This window comes from Bacillus sp. UNC322MFChir4.1 (genome assembly GCF_000746135.1).
Lineage (GTDB): Bacteria > Bacillota > Bacilli > Bacillales > Bacillaceae_G > Bacillus_A.
Window position 1 is genome coordinate 1 of the sequence record NZ_JQKQ01000033.1, and the last position, 21,631, is coordinate 21,631.

At 35.4% G+C, this 21,631-nt stretch carries 11 protein-coding genes, 1 pseudogene and 2 other annotated features; of the genes and pseudogenes, 10 read left to right on the top strand and 2 right to left on the bottom strand.

Going from position 1 to position 21,631, the window contains the following annotated elements; all coding sequences use genetic code 11:
- The 3 genes and pseudogenes from BR72_RS26755 to BR72_RS24980 form a co-directional block, all read left to right on the top strand.
- Positions 1-357, top strand: a pseudogene (locus tag BR72_RS26755) (hypothetical protein); the annotation flags it as partial.
- Positions 358-506: 149 nt separating this feature from the next.
- On the top strand, positions 507-1,244 hold the full coding sequence (locus BR72_RS24975) for a helix-turn-helix domain-containing protein (protein ID WP_051957317.1): 738 nt from the start codon (positions 507-509) through the stop codon (positions 1,242-1,244).
- Complete coding sequence (locus BR72_RS24980; RefSeq protein ID WP_051957318.1) at positions 1,234-1,842, top strand: GNAT family N-acetyltransferase; 609 nt, start codon at positions 1,234-1,236, stop codon at positions 1,840-1,842. The genes BR72_RS24975 and BR72_RS24980 overlap by 11 nt, the downstream gene beginning before the upstream one ends.
- A gap of 530 nt (positions 1,843-2,372) precedes the next feature.
- Here BR72_RS24980 and BR72_RS13385 read toward each other — a convergent pair.
- Positions 2,373-3,062, bottom strand: coding sequence for a YjjG family noncanonical pyrimidine nucleotidase (locus tag BR72_RS13385; protein WP_035433634.1), 690 nt, complete (start codon positions 3,060-3,062; stop codon positions 2,373-2,375).
- 300 nt (positions 3,063-3,362) lie between these two features.
- Between BR72_RS13385 and BR72_RS13390 the strand changes: the two genes are divergently transcribed.
- The 4 genes from BR72_RS13390 (at position 3,363) to BR72_RS27675 (ending at position 11,289) form a co-directional block, all read left to right on the top strand.
- Entirely contained in the window at positions 3,363-4,952 is a 1,590-nt protein-coding gene (locus BR72_RS13390; RefSeq protein WP_035433635.1) for a PucR family transcriptional regulator, read from the top strand.
- Between the two features lie 355 nt (positions 4,953-5,307).
- Positions 5,308-6,648: an aspartate aminotransferase family protein gene (locus BR72_RS13395; protein ID WP_035433636.1), complete on the top strand. Its 1,341-nt coding sequence runs from the start codon at positions 5,308-5,310 to the stop codon at positions 6,646-6,648.
- 242 nt (positions 6,649-6,890) lie between these two features.
- Positions 6,891-8,507 carry an amidohydrolase gene (locus tag BR72_RS13400; protein ID WP_035433638.1) on the top strand — a complete coding sequence of 539 codons (1,617 nt, stop codon included), beginning with the start codon at positions 6,891-6,893 and terminating at the stop codon, positions 8,505-8,507.
- A 460-nt stretch (positions 8,508-8,967) separates the two neighbouring features.
- Positions 8,968-11,289 carry a GW domain-containing glycosaminoglycan-binding protein gene (locus BR72_RS27675; protein ID WP_051957319.1) on the top strand — a complete coding sequence of 774 codons (2,322 nt, stop codon included), beginning with the start codon at positions 8,968-8,970 and terminating at the stop codon, positions 11,287-11,289.
- 276 nt (positions 11,290-11,565) lie between these two features.
- Here BR72_RS27675 and BR72_RS13410 read toward each other — a convergent pair whose 3' ends face one another.
- The gene (locus BR72_RS13410) at positions 11,566-11,802 is read right to left on the bottom strand and encodes a hypothetical protein (RefSeq protein ID WP_035433640.1); all 237 of its coding nucleotides are present in this window, start codon (positions 11,800-11,802) and stop codon (positions 11,566-11,568) included.
- A 192-nt stretch (positions 11,803-11,994) separates the two neighbouring features.
- Positions 11,995-12,236: a binding site (T-box leader), on the top strand.
- 70 nt (positions 12,237-12,306) lie between these two features.
- Between BR72_RS13410 and ileS the strand changes: the two genes are divergently transcribed.
- The 3 genes from ileS to aspS all read left to right on the top strand — a co-directional run bounded on the left by ileS (position 12,307) and on the right by aspS (position 21,437).
- A complete protein-coding gene (ileS, locus tag BR72_RS13415; RefSeq protein ID WP_442852846.1) occupies positions 12,307-15,396 on the top strand; it encodes an isoleucine--tRNA ligase in 3,090 nt (1,029 codons plus the stop codon).
- Positions 15,397-15,509: 113 nt separating this feature from the next.
- Positions 15,510-19,718: a tetratricopeptide repeat protein gene (locus BR72_RS13420; RefSeq protein WP_035433642.1), complete on the top strand. Its 4,209-nt coding sequence runs from the start codon at positions 15,510-15,512 to the stop codon at positions 19,716-19,718.
- A 103-nt stretch (positions 19,719-19,821) separates the two neighbouring features.
- Positions 19,822-20,034: a binding site (T-box leader), on the top strand.
- Positions 20,035-20,144: 110 nt separating this feature from the next.
- The gene (aspS, locus tag BR72_RS13425; RefSeq protein ID WP_035433644.1) at positions 20,145-21,437 is read left to right on the top strand and encodes an aspartate--tRNA(Asn) ligase; all 1,293 of its coding nucleotides are present in this window, start codon (positions 20,145-20,147) and stop codon (positions 21,435-21,437) included.
- Positions 21,438-21,631: the final 194 nt, after the last annotated feature.

The following is a 21,631-nucleotide window of genomic DNA, read 5'->3' on the forward strand; positions in this document are numbered from 1 at the left end:
AATCCAGCGTACACTTCTCAAATTGGTAAAATCAAATATATGAAACGTCTTGGTATCAGCATTCACCAAACAGCTTCTTATGTCATTGCTAGAAGAGCAATGGGATTGAAAGAAAAACTTCCACCAATTTTGTATTCCCTATTACCGGAGAAGATGGTAGGTCTGCATCATTGGGCGCAATGGAAGTGGGTGTCTGGGATCCTGTCTGATTTGCGTGTTCACACATTCTATCAGATGGAGCTTTCGAACCATAACAAGATTCGTTCTGTGAACGAACTTTTTCCTCCAGGGGTTCTTACAGACTTGGAAGTAAAAGGTTTGTCTAAGTTTGAAAGCAGAAAACCCATACCTTGTTGAATGGGTGTGGTCTTCTAAGCATTTTGTCTTAGTTGTCCCTTTTGGGAATCTCCTTCCTCAAAAATTCGTTAGGATTTTAGGTGGGGGTAGTTCAATTTGACATTAGGCTAACCCTATAGTTTATATTTGGAATAGAAAAGAGGGATAGCATGAAAGGAACAATTACAATAAATCAATTGGCTAGAATTTTTGACATTAGTCATCATCAAATAAGATATTACGAAGAAAAAGGGCTATTGTTTCCGTCCTATGTTGATAAAAATAAGTACAGAAAATATGCTCTTAAAGAAATTTATCAACTTGCCCAAATACTAATGCTAAGAAATTTAAATATTTCGATTAATCAAATTAAAGATATGTTTAAAACTTACCAAAAAAGAGAATATCTGAATCTATTAAAGGAAAAATCGAATGAAATTATTGATGAAATCAAAAGGTTAACTGAAATTCAAAAATCTATAGAATATCATATGAATAACTTGACAAAAGAAAAGATAGATTCAACAAAGTATGTAGAAAATATTCATTTGAAAAAAATTATTACATTAAGAGCAGATGAGAATCTAACTGCAAAAGATGTTTATGAGATGAAGTTATCAACTTTATTGCTTGGTAATGATATCTTTTATGTTTTTGAAGAAGATACGTATCACTTATGTATAAAAACAGATGGTAATACAGATTTTGTAATGAAAGAGGGGCTATATAAATCATTATATATACATGGAGGAACGGATGAGGAGTTTGAGGAACGGTTACTTACTATTATTGCTAAAGAGAACTTTCCGATATATGCCATAGAATATTCAAATGAAATTTTTATTAGTGGTGACATTCTTGAACTAGAAATTTTAATGCCGGCAAAGGGGGATGAAGATGATAATTAAAGAAATCAATAAATATGATAAAAACGAAGAAGTTATGCTTTTGAGAGAGTCTTTCATTTCCAAATGGACAAAAATTTTAGGGACAAATGATAATCAAAAAATTGATATGTATTTAGAATCATACGATCAAATCACAGAAAAACGTTTTTCTGTGATTGATGGTGATAATGGAATTGTAGGTATTTTTGGAGTAAATGCTTCAGATTTTCCCGAAAAGAACTTTAATAGCGAGAATAAGGATAGATATTTTCCGTTTTTGGAGAAACTTAGATGGAAATTAGCGATGAGGCTACTTTATACTAAGCCCCAAAAGGATGAACTATATTTAAGCTTTTTTGCAATTAATAAGAGATTTCGTGGTAAAGGATATGGGATGAAAATTTTAAACGAAGTAATGAAGATAGCAAAATTCGAAAATAAAAGTACAGTAAAGCTTTATGTGTCTCAAACGAATGAAATTGCCATACACCTGTATCAGCGTTATGGTTTTAAAATACACAACACAGAAAGATATGTATTAACAAAATGGTTCTTAGGAGAAGAAAATTGGTTAGTAATGAAAAAGAAAGTGGAGGCAAGCGATGAAAAAAACAATTAAAAGCGTCACAATCATATTGTGTGTTGTGATTACTTCTCTAGCTAAGTAGGCTATTTTCAATATGAAAAGAATAGGAACATAGATGTACTTGGTATACATCTATGTTCCTATTTAAAATAGAATTAGAAATTTTATCTTCGTAACGGTGATAAAGTGAAACTTTAATCAGTGGGGGTTTTCTTCATCCCCCACTGATTATTAGTTGAACCAATCGGGCTTTTACGGGCAGTTTATCTCCTAACTTCTTAAGAAAGGCGGAAGCGGCTCGCTGAGAATTGCAGGACGTTGGAGCACCCGACAGAGAGGCGCTTTTTGCCTCGTCCGAGGGGGCGAAACGACCGGAGATTCTAGCCGCTAGAGCTGGACAATGCATCCACTGAATTTTGAGGCGGGAGTATTACTGCCCACGAATAGCGGGATAACTATAATTGCCAGAAAACTAATGTTTAGAATATGGAGATTTCAGTAACGATAATAATTGTCGTAGTACAAATTGAAGGAGCATCAATTACTTTCTCTTCTTAATATATCTATTTTTTTAGTAAATTTTTAAGCTCCAGCAAATTTGCAATTTCATAGGTAGGTTTTAATTCTGATGTATTTACAATTTGATTAGGGTTAAACCAACACGTATCTATCCCAAAATTGATTCCGCCTTGTATATCAGAAGTTAAACTATCTCCTACCATCAATACTTTGCTTTTGTCAGTATGCTTTAAATTGTTTAAAGCGTGTTCAAATATTTTAGAATCTGGCTTCGATACCTCAACATCCTCGGAGACTACTATATCTTCAAAGAATTTTGCGATAATAGATTTCCGTATTCTATGATCTTGAACATCTTTGAGACCATTGGTAATGATAGAAAGTCTATAATCTTTATGGAGACTTTCTACAAGGTCTATACTTTCATCATATAAAAAAGATGCATGAGATAGATGTTTCATATATAATTGTGCAAATTTAACTTCATCAAATTCCGTATTTAATTTGTCGGACAACCGTTTAAATCTTTCAAAACTTAACTTTTTCTGAGTAATAAGCCCGTCCTCAAACTCTTTCCATATAGCTGTATTTATTTCTTTGTATACTTCCAAATGATAACTTTCATCATATTCTATATGAAACGCCAGCATCGTATTTTTAAAAGCATCTTTTTCAGATTTTTTAAAATCAAATAAAGTCTCATCTGCATCAAATATTATTACTTCGTACTTCATAGTAATCCTCCAAATATAGTTAGTTTTTGTAGTTTTCTTCTATAAAAAGTCTTATAAACGTACTCATAATAGCTTTTGTTATACGCAAAATCCAGGTTTTACAATACTTAATAAATTACAGTATTTATTACGTGTTGTATATGACATATGTCATATGTAGCAGAGATTATAAGAAGAATTGAGCAAAGGAAGATTATCTGTAATTAGCACTATTTATTTTTGATTAATTTTGAATTTTCAAATAAGATATTAATATATATTAGAGTTAAAGTTTTTAAACTGTAAAGAGGTGCCAATAAAATGAATACTGGGGTTGAATTATCAGTACAAGAAATTTTAAAGCATAAGCATTTTCAAAATGCAGAAGTGATAGCAGGGAAAGCAGGCCTTTTCCGAACGGTAAAATGGATTCATATTATGGAAATACCTCGAATTGGAAATCTTTTAAATGGAAATGAGCTTATTCTTTCTACAGGGGTTGGATGGAAAGGAGATAAAGAAGTATTTCTTTCGTTACTTAAAGAGTTTATTTCCTCTAACGCTGCTGGGCTTTGTGTTGAATTAGGAATGTATATGACTGACGTACCACAAGAAATTATAGAATTTGCTGATCGTCATGATTTTCCATTAATAGTTTTCTATCATGAAGTACGGTTTGTTGATATTACACAAGATGTGCACACTCTTTTATTGAAGAAACACTATCAACTGATTTCAGATTTAGAAGTTTATTCACATCAGTTAAATCAGTTGCTTCTTACATCTAATTCACAATCAAAAATCTTACAGCTGTTACATAATTATTTACAAATGACAGTAGTGTATTGTTCAAAAGAAGGTGAAATCCTAATTGTTTCCGAAAAAACATCTGATGAACAAGAGGAAATCATTAAACTTTTAAGGGAAGATAACATGCAAAATGACATGACTATTTTTTGTCAATCAATCCGAGCTTTAGAGAAAACATTTGCAGAACTCTTCGTTATTTCCAAATCCGAATTACATGGATTTGAATCACTTATAGTAGACCGAACTGCCACTGCGTTGGCGCAAAATTTATTACGTGAGTTATATGTTGAAGAACGGAAAAAGGCTGATGAAATAGAATGGATTCAAAAATGGCTTGATGGAACACATAGTGAAGAACGAATTCATAGATACATTGCTGATCTTGAGCCGAACCTTAAAGTAAACGGCTGTATTGTACTACTCTGTAAAATCGAAGACTATGATCAAAAAAACTCGGATTTTACTTATTTAAAAATACTTTTTCGCTCTATATTTGAAAATCAAGGTTTCTTCCTTTTAACTACTGTAAGGAAAAATCAAATGATGTTCATATTGCTGAACAAGCGAAAAACGGGTGATTGGAAATGGAGAGTCGAAGCGGGAATCAATCATTTGAAAAAAACAGAATTAATGGAAAAGTACAAGGCGGGTCAGATCCAATTTGGTGTCGGTAAGTTTATCGATAAACTAAGTCATGTAAGGAAGAGTTATCACACGGCACAAGAATCATTAATCATTCAGGAGAACATGCCAAAAGGGCACGAGAGTTACTTTTATGATGACCTACATATCTTTCGTCTCGTATTAATAGCAGACGAACAAGGAGCACTTGATGATTTTATCTCTGATTATTTAGATCCTGTTCTCATTCATGATGAGAAGAATAACGGGAAACTAATGGAAACTTTAAAAGCTTATCTTAAATGCAATGGTTCCAAACAAGAAACAGCAACAAATTTATATATCGTTCGGCAGACTCTTTATCAACGACTTCAAAAAATAAATGAACTTTTAGGCGAAGATTTTATGGAGTTTCATAAACGACAAGCGATCGAATTTGCGATTACTGCATATGATTACGTATCTGCTTCTAAATCGTAATTAAGTTTCACTTTATCGAATCTTTCTTAGCCATAAGGGAAGATCAAGTATGCTGAAACGCGTATTCTATGACTTCTTTCTTTAGACTATTTGTAAATAAATCGATTGGATATCACCAAAATGTAGTGATTATCTCAAAAATCAATTTACATAATGTCTACTGAATGCGCTTTCTTGTTTAGATATAATAAATGCACAGGATTGTTATTTCAGAGCAGTAGGTTTTCATTGTGGTAGCAACTAACATTGCACAAACGCTAAAAAATTACATTGGTGGACAGTGGGGAGAATCTACAGGTAAACAAGTTGAAGAAAAAAATGTTAACAGCACAGTATGAAAGAAAGGGGAATAACTATGCAAAAAATTGACGAGCAACAAGAGCTTGTAAAAAAAGATGGGCAATACGTTTGGCATGCAATGCGCCGTTATAATGCAGGTGCTCCTTCAATGATTATAACAGATGCAAAAGGATCGAAAGTAACTGATATTGAAGGGAATTGTTATTTAGATGGCATGTCTGGTTTATGGAGTGTGAATGTTGGCTATGGCCGTAAAGAGCTTGCGGAAGCAGCTTACCAACAGCTTTTAGATGTCCCATATTTTCCATTATCCCAAAGTCACGTACCAGCTATTCAATTAGCAGAGAAGTTAAATGAATGGCTTGGTGATGAATATGTCATCTTCTTCTCCAATAGTGGCTCTGAAGCGAATGAAACAGCGTTTAAAATTGCCCGCCAGTATCATCAGCAGTTCGGTGAATACAATCGCTATAAATTTATTTCACGTTATCGCGCTTATCACGGCAATTCAATGGGTGCTCTTGCTGCAACGGGGCAAGCGCAGCGTAAGTATAAATATGAACCGTTAGGACAAGGTTTTTTACATGTTGCACCGCCTGATTCTTATCGTCATACGAAAGAAGAAAATCTTAAGTTTGCTGAAGAAATCGATCGTGTCATTACGTGGGAGTTAAAAGAAACCGTTGCCGCAGTCATTATGGAACCGATTATTAGCGGCGGAGGTGTACTTATGCCCCCTGAAGACTATATGAAGAAAGTAAAAGCAATTTGTGAAAAGCATGGTGTACTTCTTATTGTGGATGAAGTAATTTGCGGCTTTGGTAGAACAGGAGAAAAATTTGGGTTTATGCATTATGGTGTAAAACCAGACATTATCACAATGGCAAAAGGACTAACGAGTTCTTATCTTCCATTATCTGCAACCGCTGTAAGAAAAAATATTTATGAAGCGTTTAAAGGAACGGAAGAATATGATCACCTTCGTCATGTGAATACATTCGGTGGACATCCAGCGAGCTGTGCAGTTGCACTGAAAAATCTAGAGATTATGGAGCGGGAAGACCTCATTGAAAATGCAAGGGTTTTAGGTGCGCGTTTCCTTAGTGAATTGTCGGAATTAAAAAATTATCCATATGTCGGCGATGTACGGGGTAAAGGGTTTTTAATAGGGATTGAGCTCGTTGAAGATAAAAAAACGAAACAGCCGGCAGATATACAGAAGGTCAATACTGTAATTGAATCTTGTAAAAAGCAAGGATTGATCATTGGTAAAAACGGTGATACGGTTGCAGGATATAACAATGTACTCATGCTTGCTCCGCCATTAAACATTACAGAAGAAGACTTTGAATTTATCGTTAGAACAATTAAAAAAGCAGTAGCGGAACTTGAATAGGTTTAATCTAAATTAATAAGACGATAAAAAACTTAGAAATGATACAGTGTGAACAAGTACATTAATGAGAAATGCACTTGTTTACATTGTTTATTTTGAATTGGTTGCGTTTATTGCTTTGTTTGTAAATACGATTATCATGCTGGGAGTCAGCATGATAACACGAAAGCTTGAAGAGGGTCATCAGTTGTTTGTTCAAAAAGAAGAGACAAAAAAAAACAATGATGTAAGGGGGAGTTAAAATGGCAGATCATGTGTTTTTAAACGGTGAAGTTATTACAGTCGATGACCAAAACAGAATTTTGGAAGCGGTTGCGATAGAAGGGAATCAAATTATTGCAGTTGGTACAAACGAGGAAATAAAGAAATATATTCATGACAGCACGCATGTCATAAATTTGGAAGGAAAGAGTTTACTGCCTGGTTTCATTGATTCCCATTTGCACATGGCAATTATCGGAACGAATAAGCTCGGCATTGATTTTAAAGAAATGCATTTGACATCCATACGTGATTTTCTGGCAAAGGGGAAAGAAGCGGCGAATCGGATCCCTAAAGGGGAATGGATTCGGGCATGGGGGTTTAATGAAAATATAATTGAAGAAAAGCGGTTTCCGACAAGATGGGAGCTTGACGAAATTTCCCGGGAGCATCCAATTATCGTAGGACGTACTTGCGGTCACATTTCGGTAGTAAACAGCAAAGCACTTGAATTAGCTGGCTTATCTCAAAGTACTCCTAATCCGGAGGGGGGAATCATTGGGCGGGATGAAAACAGTGAACTTAACGGACTGTTATATGAAACCGCTCATATGAGTATGTATGCACTCGCGCAATTTTCCGAAGAGGAACTGATCAACGGGCTTATTCTAGCTAGTAATGAGTTTGTTAAATTAGGAATAACGAGTATTCATGATGCGGGCTCATACGGTGCTTCCGTATTTAGGGCCATGCAGAAAGCGGTTGCTTCTGGTGCTGTGAAGACACGGATTTATGCCATGATCTGTGAACTGAACCATCCTGAAATTTACATTAAGAAAATGATAGATGCCGGTATTTTGTCAGGAGCGGGGAACGAGTGGTTTAAAATTGGTCCTGCAAAGATATTTATGGATGGTGCGAGCACCGGTCCGACAATTGCGACGAGGGAACCATACAAAAGTAATCCGAATGATTGTGGAATTCTTTACTATAGTCAGGAGCAACTAGATGAGATATTAGGAGAAGCACACGAAAAAGGATTTCAAATTACAGCACATGCACAGGGAGATCGCGCAATTGATATGTTACTTACTTGTATGGAGCGTGCACTGGAAAAATATCCGCGGTCAAATCACCGGCACCGGATTGAACATGCGGGGCTGGCAATGCCGGACTTATTGACTCGCATGAAGAAGTTAGGAGTCATTCCGATTCCTAATCCTGGGTTCTTCTATGAGTTTGGGGAAGGGTATATAAAACATTATGGTGAACGAGTAAATCATATGTATCCCCTTCGTGATTACATTGATGCTGGTGTCATTGCTGCAGCTGCTTCAGATAGCCCGGTTATCATGCCAGACCCACTTCATGGTATTCATGTCGCTGTTAACCGCTTAAGTTCATCGGGGCAGGAGGTCGGAGCCAACCAGCGGATTAGCGTTTTGGAAGCTATTAAACTCTTTACATGGAATGGCGCTTACGCAAGTTTTGAGGAAAAGATGAAAGGCAGCATCGAAGTAGGAAAACTTGCAGATTTAGTTGTTTTGGATAAGGCGATTTTAAATGTTCCTCATGAACAAATCAAAGACATACAGGCTGAATTGACCATGCTAGACGGTAAAATTGTATTTCAGCATTCAACTTCTTTAATCGGATAGCGTATAACTTTGTCCCACTATTTGATGGCAGTAAGACCCAAAATTTTAAGGTTAAAGCAAGGAAGATAGGTAAGGGATAACTGTTGGAAGCTTCATTTTATAAAATGAAGCTTCCAAATTGTTTATCTTTTTGTTCTTTTTTTCATGACCTTTGCTAAAACTTCAATCCAAGGTTTAAGTGACGATGGACAGAAGCGAGAGTAAGTTCAAAGTGCTCATGAAAATCTTTGTTCTATCTTGTTTTTGGGCTAGTTGTTTGGTGATTTTTGATGTAAACTGATTTATAGGAAGGACTCTTTTCTGTGAATTTAGTGGGGTTGCTCAATCCTACAAAGAAAAGAGCTTCTTTTTTTACGTTTTTATTTATTTACACAAAATATTTTATACTTTTTAGAGATTTGAATAAAACAACAACAAATCAATTAAACTTTTAATTTAAATATATTAGGGGATAACAATTATGAGTAAAAATAATACGTTAAAGGTATGTAGTAAATCAGTTGCGGTGATCGGAGTAACTGGGGCATGTTTATTTTTATCAGAGCCAACGGTTATAAAAGCTGAAAACAATATAAAAGTACAAGATAATCAAGTTGGTGGAAACATACAAGGTAAAGATATTGAATCAAATGAACAGCAAGATAATGGTGTTAAACAAGAACAATCGCAAGAAAATAGTATGAAAAAAGATAATTCACAAACTGACGGAGTTAAAGCGAATACTACACAAAATCTACAAGATAGTAATATTAAATCAGAAAATGTACAGGGTGTAGATGTAGAATCAAATAGTCAACAAGATAACAGTGCTAAATCATATAACATGCAAAGTAATGAGGTCAAAACACAGTTAGATAATAAATCATCTAACTCGCAACCTAACACAACAAATGTACAAGAGGCTCAAATTATTGAGTTTTCACAAGGTAATGGTATTTGGTCTGTACCATATGGGTTACAAGGTGCAAGCTATATTGATTCTACAAATAAGTATGCAGGAAAAATAGTTCAATTGATTCAAAAAATGATAGTAAATAATGCAACTTGGTATCAATTTAGTGTAGACGGTAAAACGATAGGTTGGTTAGATAGTAAAGTATTAAGTAAATTATCGAACATACAAGAAATAAATCAAGACTCTATAATGGGTGCGACAAATAATAATGGTATTTGGTCTTTACCGTATGGTGTTAAGGGTGCAACCTATGTAGGTACTTCAGACAAATATGCATACGATAACATTAAATTAATAGCAAAAGCAAATTTTGGAGATACAACTTGGTATCAATTTAGTGTAGACGGTAAAGTAATAGGTTGGGTTGATGGTAAAGCATTAGACAAAGATGGAGCACAACCTGCTAATTTCTCTGTAACAATTGGAAATACAAACAGTAATGGGGTATGGTCAAAACCTTATGGTGTGACGGGGGCTCAATATTTAGGTTCAACTAATGATTATGCTTATCAAACATTACAAGTAATAAAGACAGTTAAAAAGGGAGCTACAACCTGGTATCAAGTTAAAAATGATAAAGGGATAGTAGGTTGGATAGATGGTGATAAAGCTGTAACTGACCTGGAAAATTTACCGATTGAAAATAGTTCAGCACTCATTGGTGGTTCTGCAAAACCTTCTGACGGCATTTGGAGTGTACCATATGGGGAGTATGGTGCTAACTGGATTGCATCAGTAAGTGATTATAGCTTTAGACAAGTTAAAGTTATCCAAAAAATAAAGAAAAATAATGTTGTGTGGAGTAAGATCAAATTAGAGGATAAAGTACTAGGTTGGATTGATTCAAGAACATTATCTAATCTTGTGATTAATGAAGAAAATAAAACTGTATTATTAGGAGATACATACGGTCATTCTGTTTGGACTTTACCTTATGGTGAAGAGAACGCTAAATATGTAGGTTCTGCAAATAATTATGTAAATAAACCTATTAAAGTAATTGGTAGTTTTACTAGAGAACAAACAGTTTGGTATCATTTTATGGTAGACGGTAAAGAAGTTGGTTGGATTGACTCTAAAACAGTTTCTAATGCATCTAACATAATAGAAATGAATGAGACTTATCATATAGAAAATAATCAAGGTCATGCAGTATGGACTAGACCTTACGGAATGCAAAATGCTTCTTTTGTAGGTTCGGCTTCAGATTTTATTCATAAAAACTTGAATGTGAAATTATCTGTAAATTATAATGGTGTCACATGGTATGGTTTTAAAAACTCTAAAGGTAATTTAAATTGGATAGATAGTAGAGCAGTTGTACAAGGTTCTGCTTACCCGTATTTGGATGTACCAATTATTAGTCAACGTGACCCTTATATTCCAGCAAGGAATTTAGTATCCGGTTGTGAGATAACGTCAGTAGCGATGATGTTACAATATGCAGGTGCGAACGTAGATAAAGTTCAACTTGCATACGAAATGCCATATTCTAGTTTTGATCCAAATCAAGGTTTTGTAGGAAATCCTTTCGGTAAAGGTTGGACTATATATCCTCCAGCTTTAATGGATTTAGTACGTAAATACACAGGCAGTGCAGTAAATCTAACTGGTTTGGAAATAAAAAGCAATTTAGACGCTGGGAAACCTGTTGTAGTTTGGATGACTATGCATGGTTTTACAGTCCATGCTATTACGCTTGTAGGGTATGATGAAAACTATTTTTATTATAACGATCCTTGGACTGGTGAGAAAAACGCTTCTATGTATTGGTCTGACTTTTATAACAATTGGTCTACACAAAATAGACGAGCTATTTCATATTAAATTAATGGGTAGAGTTAATAACTCTACCTTTTTATATGGATGAATAAAAAAGGTTAGTGTCAATCAGTATTTCAACGAAATAAATTTTAGATACATACTATTTTTAATGATTGTTTCAAAAAATTTCTCTTTATTTCGTCATGTTGTTTTTAAAGAATGTTTTCTTCTTTGTACAAAAAATGTCCCATTGTTTCGGTATCACAAGAAAAGACTATTTTAATAAGCGTCCAAAACAGGGGGAATAACGGCTAATAAGAAAGTAAAAACATCATATAATTAATTATCAAAAAATCCTAACGCATATTTTACTCCTTCATGAATATCATTTGTTTCGTATCCTGCTAATTCTTCATTGGTAATTTGCATTCTCACATTTTCTAATTCGTAGCCACTGTCTAAATCGATATTCAACAGCACCTCATATCCATCAGTAATAACGTTTGTTTCTATAATGTTGAAGGTTTGAATTGCTGTACCTGTTTCATATTCAATTGGCTCTAAAAAATCTGACATAAAAACACCACTTTTCCTGATAATAACCATCTTTGGTTCTTTCAGTAGTTTAACCATGCGGCATGCTGTTATTCGTGTAACGTTTAAAGGTGTAGAATAAAAAAAGATGAAATAAATGCAACTCAGAAAAAGTTTCTAAATTAATTGACAATTGGTGCTCTATTGGAATAAAATAACTGATAATAAAAGTATACAAATCTGATGACGAGAACGAGTAGAATGTATTACTGTTCCCCAGAGAGCCGGTGCTTTGCTGAAAGCCGGTGTTCGGTATATATTTGAAAATCATCTCCGAGGAGTCGAACTGAACATAGTAAGTTCGAACGGTTGTCTACCGTTACAAAGAACGCGTATGATTGTACGTTGCTGAGTGCTATTGATGAACGACTGATCAATAGAAGTAGGGTGGTAGCGCGGGTAAACCCGTCCCTAATCATTAGGGACGGGTTTTTTGTGTACTTTTAATTATTTCTTAAGGAGTGATTGTAGATGAAAAAGGTAGATGTGAAAGAAGCAGCTGTAAGGAGAGAAGCACGAATTCGCAAGCATTGGAATGAACAGGATACCTTTATGCAATCGATTCGAAATCGTGAAGGTGCACAATCTTTCGTATTTTATGAAGGACCGCCAACTGCGAATGGACTTCCGCATGTCGGTCATGCCCTAGGGCGGACCATTAAAGATCTAGTTGCAAGATATAAAACGATGACAGGATATGAAGTGGTGCGTAAGGCTGGGTGGGATACACATGGATTACCAGTGGAATTAGGCGTTGAAAAACAGCTCGGTATTTCTGGTAAGCATGATATTGAAAAGTACGGTGTAGAAGCCTTTTTAGCAAAATGTAAAGAGAGTGTATTTACGTATGAAAAGCAGTGGCGTGAGTTTACAGAGAGTATTGGGTACTGGGTTGATATGGATGCGCCGTATATCACGTTAGATAATTCCTATATTGAAAGTGTTTGGCATGTTCTTGGGACGATTCATGAAAAAGGATTGCTGTATAAAGGTCACCGCGTTTCTCCATATTGCCCAAGCTGCCAAACGTCATTGAGTTCACATGAGGTTGCGCAAGGATATAAAACGGTGAAGGATTTAAGTGTAACAGTTAAATTTCAGCTTACAGATCGGGAAAGCGAGTATATTCTCGGCTGGACAACAACGCCATGGACGCTTCCAGCTAATGTAGCGCTAGCAGTTCATCCTGAGATGGAATATGTGAGGGCCCAGCAAGGAGATGCTGTATATATTGTTGCGAAAGAGTTAGCAAAAGATGTACTGCAGCAAGAGTATAACGTGCTATCTGTTCACAGGGGAAGTGAGTTAATAGGCCTTTCTTACGTACCGCCATTTCAATTTGCAGAAGTTACAAATGGTCATTATGTCGTAAATGCTGATTTTGTCACAGCTAATAGCGGTACTGGAATTGTTCATATTGCACCTGCATACGGGGAAGATGATTATAAGGTAGTCCAAGAGCATGGTCTATCATTTGTGAATGTTGTCAACGAGAAGGGAGAATATACATCCGAAGTTCCTTTTTTACAAGGGAAATTTGTAAAAGAGTGTGATGTTGATATTGTTCGCTATTTAGCTGAGCATGGTTTTCTTTATCATAAGGAGAAGTATGAGCATAGTTATCCGCATTGTTGGCGCTGTGATTCACCGCTACTTTATTATGCAAATGAAAGCTGGTTCATTCGAACAACTGCTTTAAAAGAGCAATTTTTACAAAATAATAATGAAGTAACATGGCATCCAGAGCATATTCAACATGGCCGGTTTGGTAATTTCTTAGAAAACATGGTTGATTGGAACATTAGTCGAAAACGATATTGGGGTACACCGCTTAATGTGTGGGAGTGTGAGGCTTGTCATTATCAATTTGCGCCGAAAAGCATTGAAGAATTAAGAAAATATGCAATTGGCACGGTTGATGAAAATATTGAACTGCATAAACCGTATGTAGATAAAGTGAAAATCAGTTGTTTAAAATGCGGTGAAACAATGAAACGGACACCAGAAGTAATTGATGTTTGGTTTGATAGCGGTTCAATGCCGTTTGCGCAGTACCATTATCCATTTGAAAATAAAGATGTATTTGAAAAGCAATTTCCAGCGGATGTTATTGCTGAAGGAATTGATCAGACGCGAGGCTGGTTTTATAGCTTACTTGCAGTGTCTACGCTGTATACTGGAAGAGCTCCGTATAAGCGTGTATTATCACTTGGGCATGTGCTAGATGAAAATGGGCAAAAGATGTCAAAGAGTAAAGGGAATGCGTTAGACCCAGTAGATTTAGTAGAGAAGTTTGGAGCGGATGCCTTGCGATGGGCACTTCTTGTAGATAGTGCACCGTGGAATCCAAAGCGATTTTCAGAACGAACTGTACAAGAAGCAAAATCAAAACTCGTAGATACGTTGTTAAATGTATACAGTTTTTACGTATTGTACGCGGATTTAGATGGATACAATCCAAAACAAGAATATCATACAAAGAAAACAAAACTAGATGAATGGGTATTATCGAGACTGCATAGTACGATTCAAAAAGTAAGCATCGCTTTAGAAGATTATCAATTTACAACAGCTGCGCGTGAAATAGCATTATTAGTGGAAGAAGTAAGTAATTGGTATGTAAGACGTTCACGTAATCGTTTTTGGGCATCTGGTATGGATGCTGAAAAAGCGGCAGCATACACGACACTTCACGAAGTACTTGTTACGATTAGTAAGTTGCTTGCACCGTTTACACCATTTTTAGCAGAGGATATTCATTTTCATTTAGAAGGTAGCAGTGTTCATTTAGCAGATTATCCAGTATGTGAAGAAGGGATAATTCAAATACAGCTTGAAAGAGAGATGGCAGCTGTTTTACAAGTAGTTGAGCTTGGACGTAGCATTCGTAATCAACATACATTAAAAGTAAAACAACCATTAGCAAAACTAGTTGTATTTGAGAATACGAAGCAAGAAATGGATTGGAATTCTTATAAAGAGATTGTAATGGATGAGTTAAACGTGAAAGAAGTGACAATCGAACATAGTGAAGCGGATTATATATCATATCAGTTAAAATTAAACTTTAAACAAGCAGGCCCGAAATTCGGAAAACAAATTAATACGGTCAATCATTGGTTGCAAAATTTATCTAATGAGGAAGTAAAAGTGTTTCTAAAAGATGAAAATGGAGCATGTCAATTGTCGTCTGGAGAAGTTGTCATAGTAACATTAGAAGATGTGTTTATTGAAAAAGTACCGAAAACAGGATTTGCTGATGCTACGAACGGAGTATATACCGTTATGATGGATACGCATGTAACGGATGAATTGCTTCAAGAAGGAATGGCGCGAGAATTTATTCGCGCTGTACAGGAATATCGCAAACAATTGAATTTGCCAGTAAATTTGCGAGTAGACATTGAAGTTGAATGTGACGAGGAATTACAGGATGTAATGATGAAGTATAAAGAATTACTGCGAGAAAACTTACTAATGAAACAATTATTCATCAAGGAAAAGGTGCAACAAGCAGAAAAAATTCAAATAGGGAATAAGCAGGTATTAATTCATCTTCGAGCGAACGAAATATAAGAGAAGAAAAACAGAGTGTACGCTCTGTTTTTTCTTTTAAAGAAAATGTGAAAAAACATTGTAAGTTCTATACCAAGTATATACAATTATGAAAAAAAGAATGGAGTGAAAAGATGCGAGATTTTGAGGAATTAAGGGTATTTGTAAAAAAGAAAGAATTTTTAAATGGTTTATCGGAAATTCAAAACGAAATTGAGGAAATAAGAGCAAAAAAATCCTTTTCGTATATAAAGAAATATCTAGGAGAAATTTCTTCTGAAGAAGATTTTTATACACTTATTCAATTGTTGGATGAAGGCTTAATGCCATCTTATAGTACATTTATAGTGCGGTATGCACATCGTCGTTTTAATAGTTTTCGGACGCTTACTTGGTTTTGTGATGATTTAATTGATGAACGAAAATCATTAGATGCAGAGGATTTGTTAAAAGAGGCGTTGCAAAAAGAAAGTCATGCTGTTAAAAAAGAGCATCTTGCAAAGGCATATTTCGTATTAGCGCGTTGCGTACTTGAAATGCGTCGTTATGAGGAAGCTTATACATATATGAAGAAAGCAGACGAATTAAGTGAAATTCCGATCTTTGATAAATGGGGTTACTTCTATTTATTTAAAGGCGATTGGCTAAAGGCAGAAGAAGTACTGCGAAAAGGAATGACTTTTTCGGAATGTGCAGATACGTCAACTTATTTACTAGCTGAGTTGTATTCTATGAAAGGAGAACATGAAGAATCCTTACAAATCATTACGGAAGCGATGAGGAAATTCCCACAAGTTCCGTTTTTTTATTTAGAAAAGACTAAAAGGTTATATGATCAAAAGGCATATGATGAGTTGAGCAAAGTTTTACGTGAAGTTCAAAAGTTATTGCCATTTCATAGTTATCAACCATACTTCTCACAAATTTGGGCGGAATTCTATTATATGAAAGGTGATTGGACTACTCTGCAAACATTGTTAGAAAACGAGAAAAGTTTAAAAGATTCTCCTTATCATAACGCACTTCGTTTTACTGAGAAAAAAGAAGTGATGCTTTCTATTGTACCTGTCGTGCAGAAAGATAACTATTGCGTACCTGCAAGTGTAGAAATGATATTAAAGCTTTTTGGAAATCGCAAAACGCAAGATGAAATTGCTAAGCATATTTTTGATGGGATAGGATCGAAGTTATCAAAAACAGTAGAATACGTGGAAGCAAACGGTTATAAAAGTCGCTTCTTTGTAGGTACAGTTGACGTGTATAAAAAATTTATCGATGCTGGCGTTCCCATTTTGCTTAGTGTTGATATAGATCATGTTTCACATGTACAATTGGTAGTTGGTTATAATGATCAGCTGCAAGTTTTATATATTCAAGATCCAAATTTTGCAGAGCGCATACTTGTTACATATGAAGAATTTGTTAAGCAGCATGTCAATACAAACTACTTATCTATCGCAATTGTTCCGAAAGAGAAAAGTGAGCTTCTTTCTTTACTATGTGAAGAAGATGATTATTATTTCCGGCGCATCTTTTCATTAACAGATCAAATGGAATTTGCTGAACGTGACGATGTGGAAAATTTATTAAGGCTTCTACACGAGCATAAAGAAAATCCGTATACATGGCTATATGCGATTAAACATTTAGATTTACAAGATGGAAAAGAGTTTGTATATAACTGTGCGAAGCGTGCTTTACATGCTTATCCCGAATCCGATTATGTAAAGCTTCATACAGCGCAATGCTTTGTACGTATCGAAGAACTAGAACAAGCGTATACAGTATTAGAACAAGTGAACCATAAAATTGCGAATCCATTCTATCATTTTACGCAAGGACGCATTGCATTCGATGAATCGCGTTATGATGATATGATTGCTAACTTTCGTGCGTCGCTTCAGCTAGACCCTGATCAGCCCGTAGCTTGGAGTTATATGGCTATTGGATATATGTATTTAGATGATTTAGAACAGGCTTTAAAGTATTCATCTATTGCAACGTGTCGTCATGAAGATCGTTTTGTTTTTGTTAATCATGCCCTTATTTTAACGGATGCCGGCCATGATGAAGAAGCATATGAAGTGTTTACTATGTTGTTAAAACAGTATAAACGAGACGGATTTGTTTGGTGTGAGCGTGCTCGGTGTGCTCATAAATTAGGAAAGATAAGATCGGCAATTCGCGGACTTCAAGTTGGTAAGGAATTGGATCGTCAATTACCGCTACCATATATCATGTTAGCTGATATTTATGAAGCAGAATTAGATGATGAAAGGAAAGCAGAAGAAGTTTTACTAGAAGGAATGCAGAATGATGTTCAATCAGCTGCGTTATATGTGAAATTAGGTGACCTTTATTTAGAGCGAGAACAATATGAAAAAGCACTGAAAATGTATGAAGGCGGGCTTCAATGTGACGAGGAAGAAATATCCTGTCATATAGGAATCAGTGAAGTTTACATGAAACAAAAAGGCTATGAAACAGGAAAACAATATATTTTTAGATTGAAAGAACAATTTATTGAAGATAGCGACTTCCTTATTAATGCTGGAAAGATATTATGGAACGCAGCTATAGATCAAAATATCGAACAAAAAGAAGTTGAATCAGCTTTACTGATTATGGAAGAAGGAATCGTTTGTATACAAAGTAATTTCCGAGATGCACTAGAAATGTATGTATCGCAGCTTGAAGATACACCACTTTTACAAAGAGGAATTTCATTTTTACGTACGTTAGTTGAAAAAGATAATTGCAATATAGATTATTTATGTTATTTAGGCATTTTACAGGAATCTGCAGGGAATTATAAGAAAGCTATTCAGCTGTATGAGCAAGCGACGCAGATCACTGAAGATCCATTCCCGCATTTTAGGCTCGGAGAAGTGTATAAAACATTTGAAGAATGGGATCAAGCAAAAACAGCGTATTTACAATGCGTGAAACAAGATTCTACTTTCGCAATGGCACATTTGAAATTGGCTGAAATTTACTATGTTGAAGAAGATTTAGAAAACGAACAGCATTACATGTTTGAAGGTTGTAAAAATGCTCCTTTATTAGTAAATATGGAACATTTAGCGAATATTTCAGTAAAAACTGGGCGTCATGGGGAACTGATTACGGTTTTAAACAAAAAGAAAGGAATTATTTCTGAGTCATGGCGTCTAAATAGCCTTGCATATGTGTACGGGGCAACTGGTGATGGCCAGAAAGAACGGGCTTATATAGAGCAGGCGCTGGCAAAGGGAAATAATCATGAAGAAATATTACATCATTATGCGAAAATACTACTTGCTTCGGATGAAAAAGAAGGCCTGAACGTTATTGAGAAGCTTATTTTGAAAAATGTTCACAATGAAGAAGTGTATGTAACGTATATAGAAGAATTGCGAAAGCGAAGAAAAAGTATAAGTAATAGTTTAGGCGATTTAGACATATTAAAAGAAGAAAAAAGCTATGTGTTTATGTATGCAGCTTCTGCACTTGAACAAAGATTTTTGGAACAGATGGAGCAAGAAGAACAAACAGGAGCATTTTTCACAAAAATATATCATCGCATTCGAAAACGTGCAAATGATGTACTTTCTTTTACATCTATTATTGATTTGTATGAAACGGCAATCCGCCTAAATCAAGAAAACGGCGCAGCGGTACAACGATTTGCTCACTTTTATGTAAATGGCGATCTCATTGATGATGCAATTAAAACATTACGTAAGTCGCTCGGGAAACATTGGAATTATGAAGTTGCACATCAATTTATTATGCTGCTCCTAGAGCATGCAGATGATAATGAAGCAAGGCTACAAGAGGCATTACGTGAAACGGAGCGCATATTACAAGAAAGACCGATTGACGCATCGATTCGAATGCTGGAGGGTACGATATTACTAGATTTACAAAGGGAAAAAGAAGGAGAATATATTCTTCGTACTTTAGCAGAAGATGTTCCAATGATGAGTGGAAGCTTTATACATTTAGGTGCCCTTTACAATAATCAAGGTCGTTACCGAGAAGCTATTGCTATATTAGAAAAAGGATTAGCGCATCATCCAGAAGAAGATGAACTATATATCGGACTTGGGGTTTCTCATCATTTAAATGGTGATACAGAAAGAGCGTTGCAGCTCATGAATGATGTGTTATCAATGGATGAATCACATTTAAATGCCAGATATAATAAAGCATGTTATTTAGCTGTATTGAATCGAAATGAAGAAGCGACCGTTGAATTAGAACGTGTATTGCAAGAAGATGAAAGCGGCTATTTTGCAGAATTAATGGAAGAGGACCCAGATTTAATACGTATTAAAAAGTATGTAAAGCAGTATACTTGATGAATTAAAGAAGTTAGAGAAAAAACTTTTCGAATGATTTTAAAAAATAAGAAAAAAACTACTTGCATTTCGTCGTTCGAAAGGATAGAATATTCCGTAAATATAAAAAACGATGAGCAGGAAAAGTACATCGTGAACTGATCTACAGAGAGCAATCGGTAGCTGAGAAGATTGCGGTGCAGCGTGATGGAAAGACACCTGTGAGTGTTATTTTGAACGTGAACAACTAGTAAAAGTAAACGGAACCTACCGTTATCAGGAGAAAAGTGGTCAATGTGACAATTTGGGTGGTACCGCGGTGAAATCCGTCCCTTTTATAGGGGCGGATTTTTGTATTCTTTGAAAGGAGGTGAGCGGCCGTGGATGATGATGATAACGATAATAATAAATTTATAATCATACAATTCATTATAGGAGGCGGAAAGTATGAGTCAACAGATGAAGCGGTCGCTTATTAGCGAATGTACACCGCATGAAACAGTTGTATTACAAGGATGGGTAAAGAAAATTCGGCATCTAGGGAATATTAGCTTTTTATTACTTCGTGATCGAACAGGCGTCATGCAATGCGTACTTGAACAAGAATGGGCAGGATATAAAGTAGAAGTAGAAAGTGTTGTGCAAGTGACAGGAAAAGTAATTGAGACAGATAAAACGAAACTTGGAGTAGAGTTATTAGTTGAAGATGTAAAGCTCATAAATGGTGCGGAGCCAATCCCGTTTGAAGTGAATAAAAAGAAGCTGCAGGTCGGTTTAGATCAAATGTTACATTCGCGAACGTTATCACTTCGGCACGAACAAGTGCAAGCGATTTTTAAAATTAAATCAATGTTTGCACATGCCTTTAGCGAATATTTACTACAACATGATTTTACAAGAATTTTCACACCGAAAATTGTTTCGCAAGGAGCGGAAGGCGGAGCAAACGTATTTCAGTTTCAATATTTTGAAAAAGAAGCATATTTAGCACAATCACCGCAGTTTTATAAGCAAATGATGGTTGCGGGTGGATTAGAACGTGTTTTTGAAGTGGCACCTGTATACCGCGCTGAACATCACAATTCATCTCGTCATTTAAACGAATACATTTCCTTAGACGTCGAACTTGCATTTATTGAAGATTTTTATGAAGTAATGCAGCTTGAAACGGATGTACTTCGGTATATGTTTGAAAAAATAAAACAAAATTGCGTAAAGGAGTTACAGTTGCTTCAAATTGAAATTCCGGTTATTACAGATATCCCCAAATTAACGGTGACAGAAGCGCAAGCGATTTTACAAAAAGAGTATCGAAAAGAGTCCCCAAAAGGAGATCTAGATTCAGAAGGAGAAAAGTTGCTTGGGAAGTATATAAAAGAAACATACAATAGCGACTTTGTCTTTATCACTCATTATCCGAAAGAAACACGTCCGATGTATACAATGCCAAATTACGAGAATCCTTCCGTCACTGATTCTTTTGATTTGTTGTATAAAGGATTAGAAATTACATCAGGTGCGCAGCGTATTCACAATTATGATATGTTAGTTCGCTCCTTTGAAGAAAAGGGATTACATGTAGTAAACTTTCAATCGTATATCGATACATTCCGATATGGCTGTCCGCCGCATGGTGGGTTCGCGATTGGGTTAGAACGACTTGTATATAAATTTTTAAACTTATCAAACGTTCGTGAAGCAAGTGCATTTCCGAGAGACTGTACGCGGTTAGTACCGTAATATAAAGTGAAATAATCCCCGGTTTGTGTACCGGGGATTTGTTATGAGAAGATTGCTGTGAATTTTTAACACCTCAATTGATTGTCTTCGTTTTCTGATTATTTCAAGATGGTAAATTAGAGTGATTGTTCAAGGTTTTTCTTATTTTTCCTTTCTGATTCAAAATGTGTTTATAAAAAATTGTTTATTTCGAA

Coding starts and splice junctions, on each gene's coding strand:
- BR72_RS24975 (WP_051957317.1), top strand. CDS start 507: ATGAAAGGAACAATTACAATAAATCAATTGGCTAGAATTTTTGACATT.
- BR72_RS24980 (WP_051957318.1), top strand. CDS start 1,234: ATGATAATTAAAGAAATCAATAAATATGATAAAAACGAAGAAGTTATG.
- BR72_RS13385 (WP_035433634.1), bottom strand. CDS start 3,062: ATGAAGTACGAAGTAATAATATTTGATGCAGATGAGACTTTATTTGAT.
- BR72_RS13390 (WP_035433635.1), top strand. CDS start 3,363: ATGAATACTGGGGTTGAATTATCAGTACAAGAAATTTTAAAGCATAAG.
- BR72_RS13395 (WP_035433636.1), top strand. CDS start 5,308: ATGCAAAAAATTGACGAGCAACAAGAGCTTGTAAAAAAAGATGGGCAA.
- BR72_RS13400 (WP_035433638.1), top strand. CDS start 6,891: ATGGCAGATCATGTGTTTTTAAACGGTGAAGTTATTACAGTCGATGAC.
- BR72_RS27675 (WP_051957319.1), top strand. CDS start 8,968: ATGAGTAAAAATAATACGTTAAAGGTATGTAGTAAATCAGTTGCGGTG.
- BR72_RS13410 (WP_035433640.1), bottom strand. CDS start 11,802: ATGTCAGATTTTTTAGAGCCAATTGAATATGAAACAGGTACAGCAATT.
- BR72_RS13420 (WP_035433642.1), top strand. CDS start 15,510: ATGCGAGATTTTGAGGAATTAAGGGTATTTGTAAAAAAGAAAGAATTT.
- aspS (WP_035433644.1), top strand. CDS start 20,145: ATGAGTCAACAGATGAAGCGGTCGCTTATTAGCGAATGTACACCGCAT.